General features: G+C 48.0%; 16 protein-coding genes. All 16 read left to right on the forward strand.

Features of this window, described 5'->3' with window-relative positions:
• The first annotated feature begins 115 nt into the window (after window positions 1–115).
• Window positions 116–1,954 carry a cache domain-containing sensor histidine kinase gene (locus E1757_RS06625; protein ID WP_133226053.1) on the forward strand — a complete coding sequence of 613 codons (1,839 nt, stop codon included), beginning with the start codon at window positions 116–118 and terminating at the stop codon, window positions 1,952–1,954.
• Complete coding sequence (locus E1757_RS06630) at window positions 1,929–3,551, forward strand: response regulator (RefSeq protein ID WP_165971984.1); 1,623 nt, start codon at window positions 1,929–1,931, stop codon at window positions 3,549–3,551. Before E1757_RS06625 ends, E1757_RS06630 begins: the two co-directional genes overlap by 26 nt.
• A gap of 15 nt (window positions 3,552–3,566) precedes the next feature.
• Entirely contained in the window at window positions 3,567–4,475 is a 909-nt protein-coding gene (locus tag E1757_RS06635) for an NAD(P)-dependent oxidoreductase (RefSeq protein WP_133226055.1), read from the forward strand.
• A gap of 124 nt (window positions 4,476–4,599) precedes the next feature.
• Window positions 4,600–5,301, forward strand: a complete 702-nt coding sequence (locus E1757_RS06640) for a sugar phosphate isomerase/epimerase family protein (RefSeq protein ID WP_133226622.1) — start codon at window positions 4,600–4,602, stop codon at window positions 5,299–5,301.
• Window positions 5,302–5,327: 26 nt separating this feature from the next.
• Window positions 5,328–6,434, forward strand: a complete 1,107-nt coding sequence (locus E1757_RS06645; RefSeq protein WP_133226056.1) for a Gfo/Idh/MocA family protein — start codon at window positions 5,328–5,330, stop codon at window positions 6,432–6,434.
• 296 nt (window positions 6,435–6,730) lie between these two features.
• On the forward strand, window positions 6,731–7,078 hold the full coding sequence (locus E1757_RS06650; protein WP_133226057.1) for a Na-translocating system protein MpsC family protein: 348 nt from the start codon (window positions 6,731–6,733) through the stop codon (window positions 7,076–7,078).
• Between the two features lie 385 nt (window positions 7,079–7,463).
• Window positions 7,464–8,549: an ABC transporter substrate-binding protein gene (locus E1757_RS06655; RefSeq protein ID WP_133226058.1), complete on the forward strand. Its 1,086-nt coding sequence runs from the start codon at window positions 7,464–7,466 to the stop codon at window positions 8,547–8,549.
• Window positions 8,550–8,625: 76 nt separating this feature from the next.
• Entirely contained in the window at window positions 8,626–9,555 is a 930-nt protein-coding gene (locus E1757_RS06660; protein ID WP_133226059.1) for a nucleoside hydrolase, read from the forward strand.
• 28 nt (window positions 9,556–9,583) lie between these two features.
• Window positions 9,584–10,405, forward strand: coding sequence for an ABC transporter permease (locus E1757_RS06665; RefSeq protein WP_133226060.1), 822 nt, complete (start codon window positions 9,584–9,586; stop codon window positions 10,403–10,405).
• A 5-nt stretch (window positions 10,406–10,410) separates the two neighbouring features.
• Window positions 10,411–11,199, forward strand: a complete 789-nt coding sequence (locus E1757_RS06670; RefSeq protein WP_133226061.1) for an ABC transporter permease — start codon at window positions 10,411–10,413, stop codon at window positions 11,197–11,199.
• A gap of 15 nt (window positions 11,200–11,214) precedes the next feature.
• The gene (locus tag E1757_RS06675; RefSeq protein WP_133226062.1) at window positions 11,215–12,276 is read left to right on the forward strand and encodes an ABC transporter ATP-binding protein; all 1,062 of its coding nucleotides are present in this window, start codon (window positions 11,215–11,217) and stop codon (window positions 12,274–12,276) included.
• 22 nt (window positions 12,277–12,298) lie between these two features.
• On the forward strand, window positions 12,299–14,017 hold the full coding sequence (locus E1757_RS06680) for an adenine deaminase C-terminal domain-containing protein (RefSeq protein WP_133226063.1): 1,719 nt from the start codon (window positions 12,299–12,301) through the stop codon (window positions 14,015–14,017).
• A 288-nt stretch (window positions 14,018–14,305) separates the two neighbouring features.
• Complete coding sequence (locus E1757_RS06685) at window positions 14,306–14,563, forward strand: hypothetical protein (RefSeq protein ID WP_133226064.1); 258 nt, start codon at window positions 14,306–14,308, stop codon at window positions 14,561–14,563.
• Between the two features lie 419 nt (window positions 14,564–14,982).
• Entirely contained in the window at window positions 14,983–16,329 is a 1,347-nt protein-coding gene (locus E1757_RS06690) for a recombinase family protein (protein WP_281282483.1), read from the forward strand.
• 161 nt (window positions 16,330–16,490) lie between these two features.
• Window positions 16,491–16,667 (forward strand): DUF255 domain-containing protein, encoded by a 177-nt coding sequence (locus E1757_RS37055; RefSeq protein WP_133226066.1) that lies wholly within the window; start codon window positions 16,491–16,493, stop codon window positions 16,665–16,667.
• A gap of 55 nt (window positions 16,668–16,722) precedes the next feature.
• Entirely contained in the window at window positions 16,723–18,615 is a 1,893-nt protein-coding gene (locus E1757_RS06700; RefSeq protein WP_133226067.1) for a thioredoxin domain-containing protein, read from the forward strand.
• Window positions 18,616–18,723: the final 108 nt, after the last annotated feature.

Here is an 18,723-nt window from a genome sequence, read left to right on the forward strand (position 1 = left end):
CCGATCTTCATGCGACCTCCAAATTCCGAACCTGATTAGACAAGAGTTTCGTATAATAGGCTCAACAGCTGATAGCTCTCCCGTTATCCGGGGACTGCAGCAAGGGGGGGACTCTATGAAGAAGCAGTGGAGGTTAAGATATTTTCTATTAGCCATTTTAATTGCATTCAATGCTGTATTTTTATCGCTTATTACCATTTCTCTTTATAGTGTAGTCCATGTAACTGTAACCGAACAAACGCGGGCTACAAGGCTGCATGCGCTCGATGCCAACCAGCGTCAAATTTCCAATCTGCTGCGCCAGATCGAAGAAACGGGACTTGCAGTTTCGACAAATCCTAAATTGCGTGAGGTGTTAAGCGGCGCACCGATGACGGCCGAAATCTACAGCCATGTATTTTCATTGCGTGAAATTGATTATTGGTTGACCGGTTATACCGCAGTTAAGCCGGAAGTAAGAAGTATAAAGGTATACAGCATCAAATCGATTCCTTCCATCAGCGAATTGATACTTCCTGCTTCTTCTATTCCTTGGGGGGAAGAAGCGGCAAAACTACTCGGGGAGTTTGATTCCATCTGGATGCCGGTGCGTAATGAGGGGAAACTCGTTAGTGAGCCGGTACTGACTTATGTAATGAAAATATTTAATCAAAGGGGAGAGCTGACCGGTTACGTTGAAATTAATTTAAAAGAGAAGGTGCTGCAGAGCCTGCTGCAAACCGGCAAGGAGAATGCCGTTTCGAATGAGGTCTTTCTGCTTCTCGATCCCAAAAACAGATTAATGAGCACGGTGTTTTCACCGGAAAGCGGGGACATGGAACGTCATAAAAATTGGCTGAAAGGGATCGGATACGAAAACGACGATCAAATATCCATTGTAGATATAGATAAAGAAAGCTATATGTATATCTATTCGAGCGAGGGAACCGGCAGCTGGAGACTTGTCAATATTATAGAGTCGCAAGAAGTATACAAATATGCTAATAAATTACGGAATATCGTCTTATTAACAGGACTGTTCGCTTTATTATTAACCGTCCCGGTAGCCTTCTACTTGTCGAAACGAATTATTAGACCGGTTTCCATGCTGCTTCAAGGCTTCGAAAAGGTGAAAAGCGGTAATTTCAACGAAAGGATGGATCAAAATTTTATAATTGAATTTCATGAATTGCTGCAAAGCTACAATCTGATGGTACGAAGGCTGCAAATGCTTCTCGAGCAACTGGAAGAAGAGCATCGGGCGAAAAGAGACGCGGAAGTCAACATGCTGCAAAGTCAAATCAATCCGCACTTTCTATATAATACACTCGATACGATGAACTGGATGGCTGCAGTGCAAGGGGCCATGGATGTCAGCAGGATGGCAGCGAATCTGGCCCGGCTTTTTAGAATAAGCATGGGCAAGGGAGGACCTTTCATCAGGCTGAAGGAAGAGATGGAGCATGCGGCAACCTATGTGCTTATTCAACAGGAGCGGTTTAACGATAAATTTTCATATTCTGTCAAGATAGACACGGAATATTCGTTGTATTACGTTCCAAGGATTATACTTCAGCCGTTTATAGAGAATGCTATCATCCACGGATTCGAGGATCTGGAGGAGGGACATGCCCGGATTGTAATTAAAGCAGAGCCTTTGGAAGAGCAAAGCTTTCGGCTGATCATCGAAGACAACGGCTCGGGACTGTCGAATGAGTCTATGTCTACGATCGGGACAGGTATTGCATACGGTTCCGGCGGATACGGGATAACAAATGTCAATCAAAGGATCCAATTATTTTTCGGCTCAAACTACGGTGTTTCCCTTCAAAACCTGGAGAAAGGGGGAGTACGGGTACAGATTATACTCCCTGTTATTCGATCGCTTGCTGAAATCGAGATATGGGAGCGTACAAACAGGCTGACGGTTAACGGAGGAGATGGAAGGCATGAGAGTTATTATTGCGGAGGATGAACAGCATGTGCTGCACGGACTGAGGACGATGATCGGATGGAATCAGCTTGGCTTCACTGAAATCGACACCGCTAAAAACGGTTTGATAGCCTGGGAAAAATTCCAATCGCACGTACCCGACTTGATCGTATCCGACGTTTGTATGCCTAAGCTGAGCGGCCTCGAATTTATTCGAAAGGTAAGAAATGTCAATCCTACCGTTCCGGTTATCGTATTGAGCGGATATGGCGAATTTTCCTATGCGCAGGAAGCCATCCATCTTGGTGTGACTCGTTATATTATGAAGCCTACCGTATATACGGAAATTGAAACGGAAATCCGCAATGTAATGGAAGAACTGCTATCTATACGCAAGCGGCATGACAGGCTGGCGGAGCTGCAGGATCAGATGGAACGTCAGCTTCCCGTTATGCGGGAGTACTTTTTGCATAAAATGATTACTTCGGGTCTCGTTATCGAAGAGACTCAGCGGCATATCCTTGATTTTTATCAGCTCGATCCCCATCTCTTCCGCAATGGTATTGTGATCAGCTTAAAGGTTCACAGGGCAGAAAATATCAAGATGCGTTTGGAAAAAGATTGGCAGCTTTATAAGTTTGCCTGTGCCAATGTCGCCGAAGAAATTGTATCAGACGTAGGGATAGGTTATGTCCTGCCATTTGATCATGACCGGCTTCCGGTTTTGCTTTGCGGGAATAACCCGGAAAGGCTGGTATCCGACGCAATAAAGGTAACCAAAGAAACTATGAATAAGATCGAGACTTTTTTGAATCTGAATACGAATGCGGGGATCGGCTGTGTTTACCCGGATGTTCAACAATATCCGCTTTCATGCAAGGAATCCGTTGAAATGCTCGCTTTAAGCGAGCTTGAGGGATACAACCAAATGCTGTATGCAGGCGACACAGGGGATACGTTTCCGGATTGGCCGCAATATCCGCATGAACTGGCAGGAACGGTAAGTTACTGGCTGCAAGAGCATGAAATGGTGCCCTTTGAAACGGTTTGGAATGATGTGGAAAGGGTGTTGATACGGGGAAAGCACGTGCCTTTTGCTTATTTGCAGACCGTTTGCAGCGGTATTGTCACTAATGTGCTAATCGAACTGTTACAAGCGGTTCCAACACTTACAGAGCAGATCCAACCATTGGCGACGCTTCAGGAACTGCAGAAGCAAAACACGGGACAAAGATTAAAAGAATGGATGAGAAACCAACTCGAGCACATATACATGCTGTCCATTCAGCATCTGTCAAACGGAAAATCATTGTCTTATGTTGACTATGTAAAAAAACAGGTTGCCGAACATTACAACGAGGAAATATCGTTTGCGCGGCTCGCCAAAGAGCTTAACTTATCGCGGAACTATTTAAGCAATATTTTTAAACGCGAAACCGGCACAAGCTTTGTATCTTATCTGACCCGCTTTCGAATCAATAAAGCAAAGGAATTTTTAATTACCAATCATTACAAGGTCTATGAGGTTGCCCAGATGGTAGGCTATCCCAATGCGGCTTATTTCAGCCGTATGTTCAAGCAAGTCACGGATATGAGCCCGCTTGAATACAGTCTGGGTGCGGTTCATAAACAAACCTAGGAAAAGAGGGAAACTATGAAAACAGTAGCAGTAATAGGCACGGGAGTTATGGGGAAGCCAATGGCTGAAATTTTAATCAAAAAAGGATTTCCGACTGTCGTATTCGATGCGGATCATACAAAAACGGAGAGCCTGAAATCGATTGGCGCATCGGTTGCCGCTTCATTGGCCGATGCAGCCGAACGGGCTGACGCCATCGTGCTTAGTCTGCCTAATGTGCCTGTCTTGCAGCAGGTGATTGCAGGACCCAATGGTCTCCTGAGCGTCGATTTCAAAGGAAAAACGATTTTGGATACAACAACCTCAACCATGAAAGCTTCCATAGAGCTGGCTGAGCGGGTTGCGTCGGCGGGAGGATGGATGCTGGATTGTCCGGTAACCGGCGGTGAAGTTGGGGCCAGAGCAGCCGTTCTTTCCATTATGGTTGGAGGAGATAAGGCGGCATTCGAAGCTCAAAGGGATGTTTTGGAAGCTTTGGGGTCAACGATTGTTCATATCGGGCCATGCGGACACGGCCAAGTCAGCAAAATGGTTAACCAGATGCTTATGGCCGCCATTTATTGCTCGGTTACCGAGTCTTTTTCCTTTGCCGCACAGCTTGGGGTCGACATTTCGAAAATTTATGATGCTGTTGAGCATGGCGGCGGGAAATCGGGCTTGCTTAGCGGTTTAAGAAAAGGAATATTATCGGGGCAACCGGTACAAAACCATAATATGGCCCAGCATGGAAAGGATATCGACTACGTCATGGAGGAAGCAAGCCGTCATCACAGCTTCGTACCCGTTGCCGCCGCTGTGCATGAAACGTTCAAACTTGGACGTGTAAAGGGATTGGGAGTATATTCTTCAGGTTCTATGTTTTTGCTTTGGGAGGATTTGCTCGGAATGAAGCTGGCGGACTCTATACGCAAGGAAGAGCAGTAGAAAGCAGTAGAACATAAACAATGACAGGAGGCTGAAATGTATGATCGGTTTGGCTTGCGCAAGCTTGTCTTGCGACGGTTTCGGTGACAACAAGTTTACAAATAGCCTGAGGCTAATGCCCGAGATGGGATATAAGTATATTGAGCTTGATTGTTGGCACCCTTCTGATTTGACTCCCCGGGTAATTCTTAATTTAAAGAGGAGATGCGCGGAGTCGGGGCTCGTACCGATTGCCGTGTACGGCTCTTCCTTTGGCGGAAACAACAATAATGAGATCAGTAAGGATGTATGCCATAAGCTTAGAATGATTGATGCCGCACGGGAATTGGGATGTCATCGTATTGTGGCGACCGGGAGCCGGAGAGGGCAGGCAGGGGGATTGGAAGCGATCATAGCCGTTCTAAAGCAAATCATGCCCTATGCCGAGGAACAGGGCGTGCTGGTTTGTTTGGAAAATCACACCAACAATAACTTGGAATTCATTGAAGATTATACGTCGGTTTTTACGGTCATCGATTCTCCGAATATAGGTGTTTGTGTGGATACGGGGCACTTTGAAGCGTCCAACATTGAGCTGGACGAAGTGATCGACAAGCTTCATTCGAAAATCAATCATATTCATGTGAAAGAAACCATTGAGAAAGGCATCGAAAGCTTCGTTCGGTTCGGTCAAGGAGTGACGGACAACAATACGTTTATCGAGAAGATGATTGAGCTACGGTACAAGGGCTACATAACCGTTGAACTGGCTATCGAAGATAAATCTAACCTGATCGAGGACTTGACTAAACCTTACCTGATGTTTAACCGGTATCAGCAACAATAATTTTTATGGAACTGGGGGTTAGGTAAATGAAAAGTAAAATCAATGTTGCGATTGTAGGGCTCGGATTCGGGGCTGAATTCATTCCTATTTATCAAGATCACCCGGATTCGAATATGTATGCAGTCTGCCAAAGGACGGAAAGCAAGCTCCATGAAATCGCGGATTATTTCGGTGTGAACAAGCGGTATACATCATTTGAAGAACTGATATCCGATCCGAATGTGGATGCGGTTCATATCAATTCTCCGATTCATCTTCATGCGGAACAAAGCATTGCTGCTCTCCTAGCAGGTAAACATGTTGCATGCACCGTTCCGATGGCAACAACTGTGGAGGAATGCCGCAATATTATCAAAGCCCAGCAGCAATCCGGTAAAAATTATATGATGATGGAAACGGCTGTGTATACACGCGAATTTTTGTATGCCAAAGAACTGAGGGATAGTGGCCGCTTAGGGAGGATTCAGTTTTTGCGCGGCTCGCATCAGCAAGAAATGGCCGGATGGCCGGGCTATTGGGAGGGTCTTCCGCCGATGCATTACGCTACTCATGCAGTTAGTCCGCTGCTGGCATTGGCTGAGAAGGAAGCCGACTTTGTCTACTGCTTGGGTTCAGGTAAAATCGCGGAGGAATTAACCGCTAAGTACGGTTCTCCATTTGCGGTGGAGTCGGCGTTATTCCGCTTGAGAGACTCCGATTTGGCGGCAGAGGTGACACGCTCCCTGTTTGAAACATCGAGAGAATATATCGAAAGTTTCGATGTGTATGGGGACAAGATGAGCTTTGAATGGCAACAGCTTGAGGCTGACGAGCCTGTAGTTTTTAACGGAGAACAAGGAACGAGAGTCAAAGTGCCGGATTATGCCCGGCTGCTTCCGCCCGGTATCCGGAAATACACAACAAAAGGCGTATACGACGGGGAGAGCAATCAGCATTTATCGTTTATTCAAGGTTCCGGCCACGGAGGCTCCCATCCCCATCTGGTGCATGAGTTTGTCATGAGCATTATCGAAAAAAGAGAGGCTTTTCCAAACGCGCTAACATCCGCAAATTGGACCAGTGCAGGTCTGTGCGCCCATGAATCTTCGATGAGAAACGGCGAACTTGTGAAGCTCCCGGATTTCCGTGCTTAGCATAGCTTGACAATATAAAGGAGAAGGGACCATTCAATAGGAATGGGACCTTCTCCTGTACAATTTTAGAGCGACGTGAAGGGTGGTCGAAGGGTAATGAAGCAATGCGATAGAGGAATCGGTATACACCTATTGGATATTTCGTATATCTGCTTGATCTTGCATGGATAACTCTGCAATTATCTACTTTCCGTATCCAAAAGCCGAACTATTGCTTGATTTATTCAATAATCTTATGTATTATGAATAATGCTAGATTATAAATTTCGGTTTAAATTATGCCGGAAGGTGAACTCATGCCCCTGATCGATTCTAACGAGAACAGGAAGAAGCTAAGTCACATCTATAATGAAATTGCGAAAGAGCTGTTCGGGTTCGGTACGACGATGTTGAAGGTGTCAATCGATCATAATATTATTACGGTTCATGCCAAGCACCGCCGATCTCCACGCTCCGCTGCGCTTGAAGGTGAGGTTCCTTCCTTGAAGTATGAAGTGGATTACTACATGTCCTCGATTTACAAGAGGAAAATCCGTGAGAGACTGGAGCAAGAGCTGGGCTTGTCCATTGAAGCGGTATTAAGGGATTATGACCCTTCCACCCAATGGGCCATAACGAATGTTATTCTTCATGAAAACGATTAATGATCGGCGTTTCTCTTTTGATTTATCTTAAGAGGAAACCGGGTAAGCGAAACGGATGTCTCTTTACGTTGTTTACAACGAAAAGTGCTCTTGTTTAGAGATTTTTTTCTAAAACAAGGGGACTTTTCTTTTTATGTTGGAAAACAATGGGGGGAAATGTATAGTTTAGGAGCTGAAACGGATAATACATAGAAAAAAAGCTTCTCATCGAAGCCTCTTCGATGAAGATTCATTCTTGGTTGAAAGGTTTCTTTTCTTGCGATTTCATCAAGCGTTCTACGCGCATTCGAACTTTAAAAAACGTAGATTATCTGAAATCTATTCATAACGGCAGGAGCTTCACGATTCACCATTATAGATCATGATAATTAAGGGGAGGAACGAAATGATGAAAAAACGATGGGTACAAGGCTTGGCCTCTTTAACGATTCTGGGGATGGTGGCCACCGGCTGCGGCGGAGCAAAAGAACAGGGGAATGCCGGCGCATCGACCGAAGCGCCAAAAGGTCAGCCGACCAAGCTGGTCATCTCCACTTGGGGCTTCTCTGACGACTTCTTTAAAAAGGAAGTGTATGCGCCATTCGAGAAGGAGCATAATGCCCAGATCGTCGTCGAAGCCGGGAACAATGCGGAACGTCTGAACAAAGTAAAACAGGGCGGTTCTTCCGTCGATTTGATCTATTTGTCGGATTATTATGCTCAGCAAGGAATTGAGGCAGGTCTTTTCGAGAAGATCGACCGCAGCCGCATTCCGAACTTGAAGGATATTTACGAAGTGGCCAAGGCTCCGCTTGGCGAGGACTACGGTCCGGCTTATACCATCGGTCAACTAGGGATCGCTTATAACCCGAAAGCAACCGGCGGGAAAGAGATCAAGTCGTGGAGCGACCTGTGGAGCCCCGAACTCGCCAAGAAACTGACGATGCCGAATATCACATCGACCAGCGGTCCGATGATTCTTGATGCGGCTTCCCGTGTAGCCGGCAATACGGCATTCAATGAGGATCAGGCGATGGCGAAACTGAAGGCGCTAAATCCTGGTGTCGTGAAATATTACAGCCAAACATCCGAATTCGTGACTATGTTCTCTCAAGGAGAGATCGCCGCGGGACCGATTATGGAGATGTATGTGAAGGATTTGAAGGCAGCCGTTCCCGAAACGAAGTTCATTACTCCGCAAGAAGGCGGATATGCGATCATGAATACGGTCAATATCGTCAAAGGCAGCAAAAACAAGCAGCTTGCGGAAGACTTCATCAACTGGCATTTAAGCAAAACGGTTCAAGAGAAGTCGGCGAAGGTCAAAGTCGATTCCCCGGTAAATACGACGCTGACGCTGACGCCGGAAGAAGCGACGGGCATTACGTACGGTAAGGAAACCATCAGCAAACTGAACAAGCTGGATATGAAGTTTGTCAACGCAAACCTGAAAAAATGGATCGATCGCTTTAACCGTGAAGTTACGCAATAAGACGCGGCGAGGTGGACAAGGGTATATGTTGCGGCATGTACCCTTATTTCATTACAAGCATAGGGGGCTCGAACGGATGAACATGAAGGTCATTCTCGATGTGGATACGGGGGTAGATGATGCGCTTGGTATTTTGCTGGCCATCCGTAGCGGTGAGATGGACATTCTCGGCATTACGACGGTGAACGGCAACGTCTCTTTGGAGCAGGCGACGGTCAATACGTGCAAAATTTTGCAGCTGGCCGGAGGGGAGCATATTCCTGTCGTCAAAGGTGCAGACCGGCCAATACTGCGCAACACGCATTTCGAGCATCGGGTGCACGGGAAGGACGGACTGGGCGGGGCGCTGAAGGACATGCCGGTACATAAGCAAGCGGAGGACGAGCATGCCGTTGATTTTATCATTGAGCAGGTTCGGCGGTATCCCGGAGAAGTGACGCTTGTCATGACTGCACCTCTGACTAATCTGGCCCTTGCCGTCATGAAATATCCGGAGCTGGTACGGCAAGTAAAAGAGGTCGTCGTGATGGGCGGCGTCGTTCAAGGCTTCGGAAATGTGACGCCGACGGCAGAGTATAACATGTACGTCGATCCGGAGGCGGCTAAGCTTGTATTCAAGGCGGGATTTTCCTCTCTCACGCTTGTGGGGTTGGATGTGACCCGCAAGGCGCTGCTGACCGAGGAGCATATCGCTTCCTTGGGGGATTCGCCGCTGGCCCGCTATGTTCGAGAAAGTACGGCCGATTATATGCAGCGTTATTATGAGCGCAACGGTGTTTGGGCCTGTGCGCTGCACGACCCGCTGGCGGTAGGCGTAGTGCTGAACCGGGAGCTTGTCACCGTCAAGTCATACTATGTCGATGTCGAGACGAGAAGCGAGCTTTGCGACGGCCAAACGGTATGCGATTTCCAAAACCGGTTGTCGCAAGAAGCGAACGTTCATGTTTGTCTGGACGTGGCGGCGGACGCATTTCTCCGGCTTTTTATCCGCGTGCTGCGCAGATAGTGAACTAAAGGAACAGGAGAACAGTGATATGAAGAAAACATATTTGGCTTTATTGCTTGTGCCGGGGCTGCTGTTCTTGGCTGCTTTTATGGTGATACCGATTCTCCTGACGGTAGGCTCGACCTTTTACCATGAGGGTCGCTTCACGGTTGAAGGCTATCTTTACTTTTTTAAGGATCCATATTTTCTGAAAATATTATGGACCACCCTGCGCGTCAGCTTGGTGACGACGGCGCTGTGCATGGTGCTTGGTTTTCCTGCTGCTTACTATATTTCCAGACGAAACCCGAGGCAAAAGGCACTGTTGCTGGCGCTCGCGATCTTTCCACTGCTCACCAGCTCGGTCGTTCGCTCGTTTAGCTGGACGATCATATTGGGAAAGAAGGGACTGCTGAATAACACGCTTCTTTCCATAGGGCTGATTCAGGAGCCATTAAACATTCTTTATACGCCGACGGCAATGATGATCGGCCTTATCCATTTGTTTCTGCCGCTCATTATTATTACCTTGGTCGGCGTCATGGAAAACATCGATCCCGACCTGCTCAAGGCGGCGGAAAGCTTGGGCGCGAGCCGATTCTCGGCGTTCTGCAAGGTCATCATTCCGCTCAGCGTGCCGGGGCTGATAATTGGCGGCATTCTTGTGTTCGTCGGAAGCCTCACGGCTTACACAACGCCGGCGCTGCTCGGGGGCAAGCAGCGGGTGATTTCGACGTTTCTGTATCAGAACGCGATTACACTGAACGATTGGTACCTCGCTTCGATCGTCGCCACAATTATGATGGCGATTACGTTCGTCATCATCGCGCTCATGAATAAGCTAGCCAACAAATTAAATCCGAAGGGGTAGAAGGCATGCAGGAGAAGAATCGTGGGCTCGGCCTGTTTACACTTCTTATATATTTGTTTTTGCTTGGACCTTTGGTGATTATCGCCTTCGCCTCGTTTGAGCCGGGAAGCGCGCTGAAATTCCCGCCCCAAGGCATTTCGTTCAAGTGGTATCATCATATTTTCGAAGTCACGATGTTCAAGACGTCCTTTATCACCTCCATAGTTGTATCGCTGGCGGGTAATTTGCTCGCGCTGCTGCTCGGACTGCCGGCTGCTTATGCCTTAAGCCGGTTTCAATTTCGGGGGAAGGATACGCTGAACGCCATCTTTATTTCGCCGGTGCTGATCCCGGGAATCGTGCTAGGGTTCACAATGCTGAAGTATGTCATCATCACCTATCAGCTGCCGATTTACGCGGCGCTGCTGCTTGGTCATACCGTCATCATGCTCCCGTTTATTATCCGGGTCATCGCCTCCAGCTTGGCCAATTTCGATTTTGCCGTGGAGGAGGCTTCGTTAAGCCTCGGAGCCGGAAGGTTAAAGACATTCTTTACGGTCGTGCTGCCGAATATTAAATCGGGCATTATTGCTGCGGTCCTTATCGCCTTCCTGGAATCGTTCAACAACGTCGATATTTCGGTTTTCATGACCGGTCCGGGAGTCAGCACGTTTCCTATCCAAATGCTGCTTTATGTCGAGAACAACTTTGATCCGACGGTTGCAGCCATCTCCGTTTTACTCATGCTTTTTACTGCGGTATTGATGTTTATTATTGAACGTCTGATGGGTTTTTCCTACTTTACCAAACGATAATGGAGGCTTGCGTCCATGGCCATGCTAACCTTGGAAAATATAGCTGTAGCCTATGATCAGCAATATATATTGAAAGACTTCAACCTGTCCGTTGAAAAAGGAAGCCTGATTTCGCTGCTCGGTCCGAGCGGCTGCGGCAAAACGACGACGCTGCGCCTGATTGCCGGCTTCCTGGAGGCAAAAGAAGGCCGGTTCGCCTTGAACGGCAAGGATTACACGCGCGTGCCCGTCAATAAGCGCAATTTCGGCTTCGTGTTCCAGAGCTATGCGCTGTTCCCTCACTTGTCGGTCTATGACAATGTAGCGTTCGGCCTTCGCTTACGGAAGGTAAGCGGGGCGGACATCGACCGCCGCGTTCGCAGCATGCTTGACATCGTCAGCTTGTCGGGCTTTGAGAAGAGGTATCCGAAGGAGCTCTCCGGCGGCCAAAGACAGCGCGTCGCCATTGCCCGGGCGCTGGTCATCGAGCCGGACCTGCTGCTTTTTGACGAGCCGCTCAGCAATCTGGACGCCAATCTCCGCGTCAATATGCGGGTGGAGATCCGCCGCATTCAGCAGGAGCTGGGTATCACCACCGTATATGTATCCCACGATCAAGAGGAATGCTTCTCGATCTCCGATCAGGTCGCCGTCATGAACAAGGGAGTTATTGAGCAGCTGGATCGACCGTCGACGATATTCAAGTACCCTAAATCAGAGTTCGTGGCTCGTTTCATCGGATTTAACAATTTTATTTCCTTTGATCACAGACAAGAAAACGGCAATGAGATTGAGCTTCAGGTAAACGGTCACTCCTTCCGTGCCATCCAGGGTGTGGGCCGGGGGGCGCAAAAGGGTCTGAAAGGGGCAATCCGCCCGGACGATCTGAAGCTGGGCACGCCCGAAGAACTGGCGTCCGGCTCGAATGTGCTGCCCGGACGCGTGAAGGTAAGCACCTTCCTTGGCCGAAGCCACCAGTATGTTATTGAAACGGAGCTCGGTGATTTTACCGTAAACAAAGAAATGGAAGAACCTTATGCTAGCTCCCAAGAAGTTCGAGTCTCCTTTCCCGTGGAGAAATTGATTTTGGTGGAGTAGCTTACTTGGAGGTGCAGACAGCGTGCGCGTGGATTTATTGATCGAAAACGTACAGATTTTTAACAGCTATTTTAAGCGGTTTATGCCTGGAAATGCGGCTGTGCTGGACGGGAAATTTATATATATCGGTAAGCGGGGGGGCGAGAGCTTCGAACCGGGAGTAACGGTGGACGGGCAAGGACGTTACATGATCCCCGGCCTGATCGACATTCATCTTCATATCGAAAGCTCGATGATTACCCCCCAAGCGTTCTCCCATGCGCTCATTCGAAACGGCGTGACCACGATTGTTCCGGAGCCCCATGAAATGGCCAACGTGTTCGGACCGGACGGGGTCAAGGAAATGATCAAGGCGAGCCGGGACTGCGTGGCAGACATGTTCTACGCCATTCCGAGCTCGGTGCCTGCGACGTCTATGGAAACGACGGGCGGTTCCGTAGAAATCTCCGATATCGATGAGTTGCTTCGTACGGAGCGCATCGTTTGCCTCGGAGAGATCATGAACTATGTGGATGTGATCACCGATCCGGACTGCAAGACGAACCAAATCCTGAAGCACATTCGCGAAAGCTATCCGCAGCTGATCATAGAGGGCCATGTTCCGAAGCTGCTCGATCTGGAGCTTCATCAGATGATCTTCAGCGGAGTTGACTCCGACCACACCCATCAAACCATCGAGGGGATAGAGGCCCGGATCGGCGCCGGCATGTTCATTGAGCTCCAGGAAAAATCAATGACTTCGGAAGTGATCGGTTATTTGATCCAGCATGACGTTTCCGAGCATTTCTGCTTCGTAACCGATGATGTGATGCCCGACTCGTTCCAGCGGCGGGGACATCTTAACCATATCGTACGCAAAGCGATCCGTATGGGCATGGAACCGGAGAAGGCGATTTATGCGAGCACGTTTACACCGGCCCGAAGAATGCGGATGCATGACCGTGGAGCCATTGCGCCGGGGAAAATTGCAGATTTTGTACTTGTGTCCGATGTTCGTGAATTGACAGTGGAGCAAGTATATAAATGCGGACGCAAGGTTTATGACGTGACCGAGCCTTATGAGCCGAAAGCAAGCGAGCGGGCTTTCCCACAGCACTTTTACGAAAGCGTGAAGCTGACAGAGCTTGCCGAATCCGATTTCCAGGTTAAAGCGGAAGTATCCGGGGACGGGCGGTATATCGGCCGGGTTATGATGGTAAAGGACGGTTCGACATTCATCGAGGAGCAGCAAGCCGAAGTCGAGGTTCGGGGCGGGCGGCTGATGTGGCAGGAAAGCGGCTACGGTCTGATTGCCACGTTCGAACGTTACGGGAAAAACGGCAATCGCGCCTATGGCCTGATCGGTGGAGATACGATCCGGCGGGGCGCGGTGGCGACAACGTACTCCCACGATAATCATAATCTGCTTGTCGTCGGCCATAATCCCGCGGATATGATGCTCGCGGCCAACGAGGTCATTGCAAGTCAGGGAGGCTTTTGCGTGGTTGAGGCGGGAGCGGTGCTGGCCAGTCTCCGGCTGCCTGTAGGCGGTATCCTGACCGAGGTGCCGCTTGAGCAAACGGCCGAAGAGGTAGAGCGGCTGCTCGGTGCTATGAAATCGCTAGGCTATCGTCATTATAATCCGATTATGTCGCTCAGCACCCACTCGTTGGCGGTAAGCCCAGCGCTTAAAATTACCGATTACGGCTTAATCGACGTAAATAAAGGGAAGGTTATTCCTTTGCTTATTCAGGCTCTTTAATTGAAAAGGATTTTTTATGTTAAGACATCGCCTTTTGGGTTTTGGGCGGTGTTTTTTTTAGTTGAAAGTATAAGATTTTATACGTTGCTTCGCATAACCTTGATAATTTTGCTCGTTCCTGAAGGACGGCGAAGCCGTGTATCCCGAGAGGGTACAAATTTTTTTAAGTTTACTTGTCATTAGTGAAATGTTTGTGTGAATCATTAAAAGCATTCCAAAATTGCAGCTTGTTTGATGGTAATAACGGTTGGTATAATTATCATAAATCATTCAAAGAAGGTGGTAAGCATGCTGTGGACGGAAGTGCGGAACCTATTTCCGGATCAGTTTGTATTGTTGGAAGAGTTAAAATCACATTACGAAGACAGTAAACTTCATATAGAGGAAGTAGCGGTTATCAAACCGATACAAGATGCCCAAGAAGCAATGAAAGAATTGTTTACTGCGAAAAACGAACGATTCGTTTACCATACTTCTAATGAAAACATCATCATAGAAGTCCGCGCAAAGCCAATGATCAGGAGAATTCCCTCACATGAATCTTAATTATTCGAATGGACTACTGTTTTCGTCCATTTTTATTGATCATCGTGGAGATTCAATTACTATAAGTGATGTAGTCATTGATACTGGAGCGACCGAATCCGTTATTTCAATAGACGCTGTCGGAACTCTTTTTAGCTCCTACGAAGCAGAATCCTTACGAGAAAAGTAACTTGCTTACGTGTTGAAGCGGAGTTAAAATGTCACCTGATACAAATCCAAAAGAATGAGGTGATGTTTTTGAATCTTGCGTTTATGGGCGAGAATCCTCGGCATGATGTGCGAGTTGTAGCGAAATACAACCGGAAATCAAGAGGAGACTCAGAAGAGGACCTGATCAAACACGACTACATTTTAACGGAAATGTGCAAACGGAATAAATGGAGGTTTGTCGAGTATCCTGAAATCGGAAGCGGGGATTTATCGAATTTCGTCCTGTTTTTCAGAGGCTTTTACAGGATATTGAAGAAGGTTTGTTCGATGCGGTTCTCGTAGTAGACTGGGATCGGCTCGGTCGGGGAGACATGGGAGATACTGATCGAATCAAGAAAGCTCTTAAAAAATCGAATACACTGGTTATTACTCCTGGAAAATGGTACGACCTAAATGATGATGATGATGATGACTTCAATGTCGATGCCAAAGCATTTATCGCCCGGCAAGAGTACAAGATGATCAAGTTTCGCTTGAATCGCGGTAAAAAAATAGGTGCAAGATTAGGGAGATGGACTAATGGAATTCCTCCATTTCCTTACGATTATGATCCCCAGCGAAAAGGCCTTGTCGTTAATGAATACAAACAAACGTTGTATAGATTTGTCATTGAGGCCGCTTTGGAGGGGCATGTTTGTGATGAGATTGCATGGGAGCTAAATAAGCAAGGAATTCCTTCGCCACGAAACAAAAAGTGGACTGGAACGACGATTAGCCGAATGCTAAGAGATGAAACTCACCTCGGTAAAATCATTTCGAACAAATCGGAAGGCGATGGTCATGCCAAGAAAAGGCCGAACGCAAAGGAATTAAAAAAAATACCGAAACATCTCTGGGTTGTCGTAGAGAACTGCCACGAGCCTGTGAAAACACAAGAAGAACACGACAAACTGATTTATTCACTGATGAAAAGGAGGAAAATACCGATTGCCGCCCGAGCAGGAAAACATGCATTGTCGGGACTCGTTCGGTGCTCGATTTGTAATTCGTCTCTTCGAATATTCAGGTCTCCGATAAAAACATCCCAGATTAGATCATGTCAGCATCGTGACCATTACGGAAACAAATGCACCAATAAGGGTGGTAGTGCAAAACTTATCATTCAAGAAGTACAGGTTAAACTTGAACAGTTAGAAGATCAAATAGTATACAGAATAAAGGATGAGGAAGGCGACGATTACAAAGTAATCCAAGATGCGATTCAGCAAAAGTACCGGGAAATCAAACAGAAGGAGGAAGCGGTTGAACGTATTGAAGAAGGGTTTGAGGCGGGATTATACACAGCGGATCGGGCCAGAAGCAGAAAAATTAAGATCGAGCAAGAGTTAGATTCTCTTCATGAGGAACTGGCGGTGTTGGAAAAGCAGAGCAAGTCCGCAGCATCTATAACGGATGAAGAAAGACTCTTCTTAATTCGAGAATTCTGGAGAACAATGCAATTAAGCGAACAAGATAATCATGAAGAGTTAAACAAATGCTACAAAGAGGTTATAAGCTCCATTCTATGGAAAAGGGAAGACAACGGACCTCCCAGCATCGAAATAAATTTTCTATAGGGGTCTGACGAGTATAAAGAACAAATCCACGGATTTGTTGAGTCTGTGTTATGGCTTTTTCATCGGAAGTATTCTTTTTTGGATTTCAGATAGCACTAATGGTTATAATGGAGGTAGCAAATTTTTGTTTCCTAAATTAACCACGAGAGGGTGCTTCCTGAATGAAAGAATTCCTTGATAACCGAAACCGGAAAGCCAACCGACTAATACATGAAAAATCTCCATACCTTCTCCAACACGCTTATAACCCCGTTGACTGGTACGCATGGGGAGAAGAAGCGTTCTCAAAAGCAGCAAGGGAGAGTAAACCTGTATTTCTGTCCATAGGCTATTCCTAGCTTCGGCTAAAAAAATAGGAAAAGTGACTTTTCAACATGCCATTGGTGTCACGTCATGGAACGCGAGTCGTTCGAGGATGAAGAAGTTGCCGGACTGCTGAATCATGATTTCATCTCCATTAAAGTAGATCGTGAGGAACGGCCCGATATCGACCATCTGTATATGTCCGTTTGTCAAGCGCTTACCGGGCAAGGCGGGTGGCCGCTTACGATTATCATGACTCCGGAGAAGAAGCCGTTTTTTGCCGGCACTTATTTTCCGAAAGGGCGGAAATACGGCCGCAAAGGGCTGATGGAGCTGCTGCCGCAAATTGCCGATAAATGGAAGGAAGAACGGGAGAATATCGTCGAAATCAGCCACCAGGTGGTGTCGGAGACGCAAAGCAGGCTTATTGCGAATCTGGAAGGGGAAATTTCCGCGGAATTGCTGGACCGGGCATTTCGCATTTATGAGCGGCTGTTTGACGCGGAGCATGGCGGATTCGGAGACGCCCCGAAGTTTCCGACCTCGCACAATTTGTCCTTGTTGCTCCGCTATTACAAGCGTACGGGCAACGAACAAGCGTTGGCTATGGTCGAAAAGACGCTGGAAGGCATGTCACGAGGCGGAATGTACGATCATATCGGATTTGGCTTTGCTCGGTATTCGACAGACGAGAAATGGCTGGTGCCGCATTTTGAGAAAATGCTGTACGATAATGCGCTGCTGACGATGACTTATATCGAAGCGTATCAGTTGACCGGCAAGCAAGCTTACGCCGAAGTAGCGGAGCAAATTATCCAATATATTGTTCGGGATATGACCGATGAAGGCGGCGCTTTCTATTCGGCGGAGGATGCGGATTCCGAGGGTGAGGAGGGCAAATTTTACGTATGGCGGCCTTCGGAAATTCGGGAGGTGCTCGGGGAAGACGAGAGTGAGTTATACTGCCGTGTCTATAATATTACGGAGGAAGGCAATTTTGAAGGGCACAGCATCCCGAATCTGATCGAAATGACGGTGGAGGATGCAGCGCGGCGGATGAATATGCCTTTGGCCGAGCTTGTAGAGCGGTTAGAAGCGTCGAGAAACAAGCTGTTCGAGCATCGGGAGCGACGGATTCATCCGCATAAGGACGATAAAATATTGACCTCATGGAACGGTCTGATGATTATGGCGCTGGCCAAAGCGGCCAAGGCGCTGCAGAAGCCCGAATATGCGCAGGCTGCCCGGCGCGCGGCCGGGTTTATTTTGCAGGAGCTGCGCCGCGAGGACGGACGGTTGCTGGCCCGTTACCGCGATGGCGAAGCCGCTTATCTCGGCTATTTGGACGACTATGCCTTCCTTGTATGGGGGCTGATCGAGCTGTACGAAGCGACCTTTGAGCTGGAGCTGCTGCAAACAGCGGTCGAGCTGAACGAGGACATGCTGCGGCTGTTCTGGGACGAAGAGAAGGGCGGCTGCTTCTTCTACGGCTCGGACGGCGAGCAGCTGTTTACAAGGCCCAAGGAAATTTATGACGGAGCCATGCCATCCGGCAATTCGGCGGCCGCCTTGAACATGGCCAAGCTGGCCAGATATACGTTCAATGCGGAGTTGTCCCAGAAAGCCGACGAGCAGTTGAAGGCATTCGCCGGATCGGTCGAGAAGTATCCGTCCGGGCATGCGCTCTTCCTGATGGCGCTCGATTTCACGGTAAGCGCTCCGATGGAGATCGTGCTTGCCGGCGATCCGCGGAAACCGGATATGCAGCAAATGATCGCGAAGCTGCAAACCAAGTTTTTACCGAATGCGATCATGATGCTTCATCCGATGGACGGTCAGGCCGATGCGGTTCGCAGCCTGATTCCGCTTGTGCAGGATAAAGTGCAGCTGGGCGGTCGGGCGACAGCGTATATTTGCGAAAATTTCGCCTGCCATTCGCCGGTTACGGATTTGGACGAGCTGGACGATGAGATGCAGCTTTGACCGTCATTAAGAGTATCCGACTAAACCAAGCGGCATGTGGGCATATGGATGCGTAATATCGCCATCGCGACTCGCTAGAGGCTATGACATCGTGATTTCGTTATTGCA

The sequence above is a fragment of the Paenibacillus piri genome (assembly GCF_004354045.1).
Classification (GTDB): Bacteria; Bacillota; Bacilli; order Paenibacillales; family NBRC-103111; genus Paenibacillus_S; species Paenibacillus_S piri.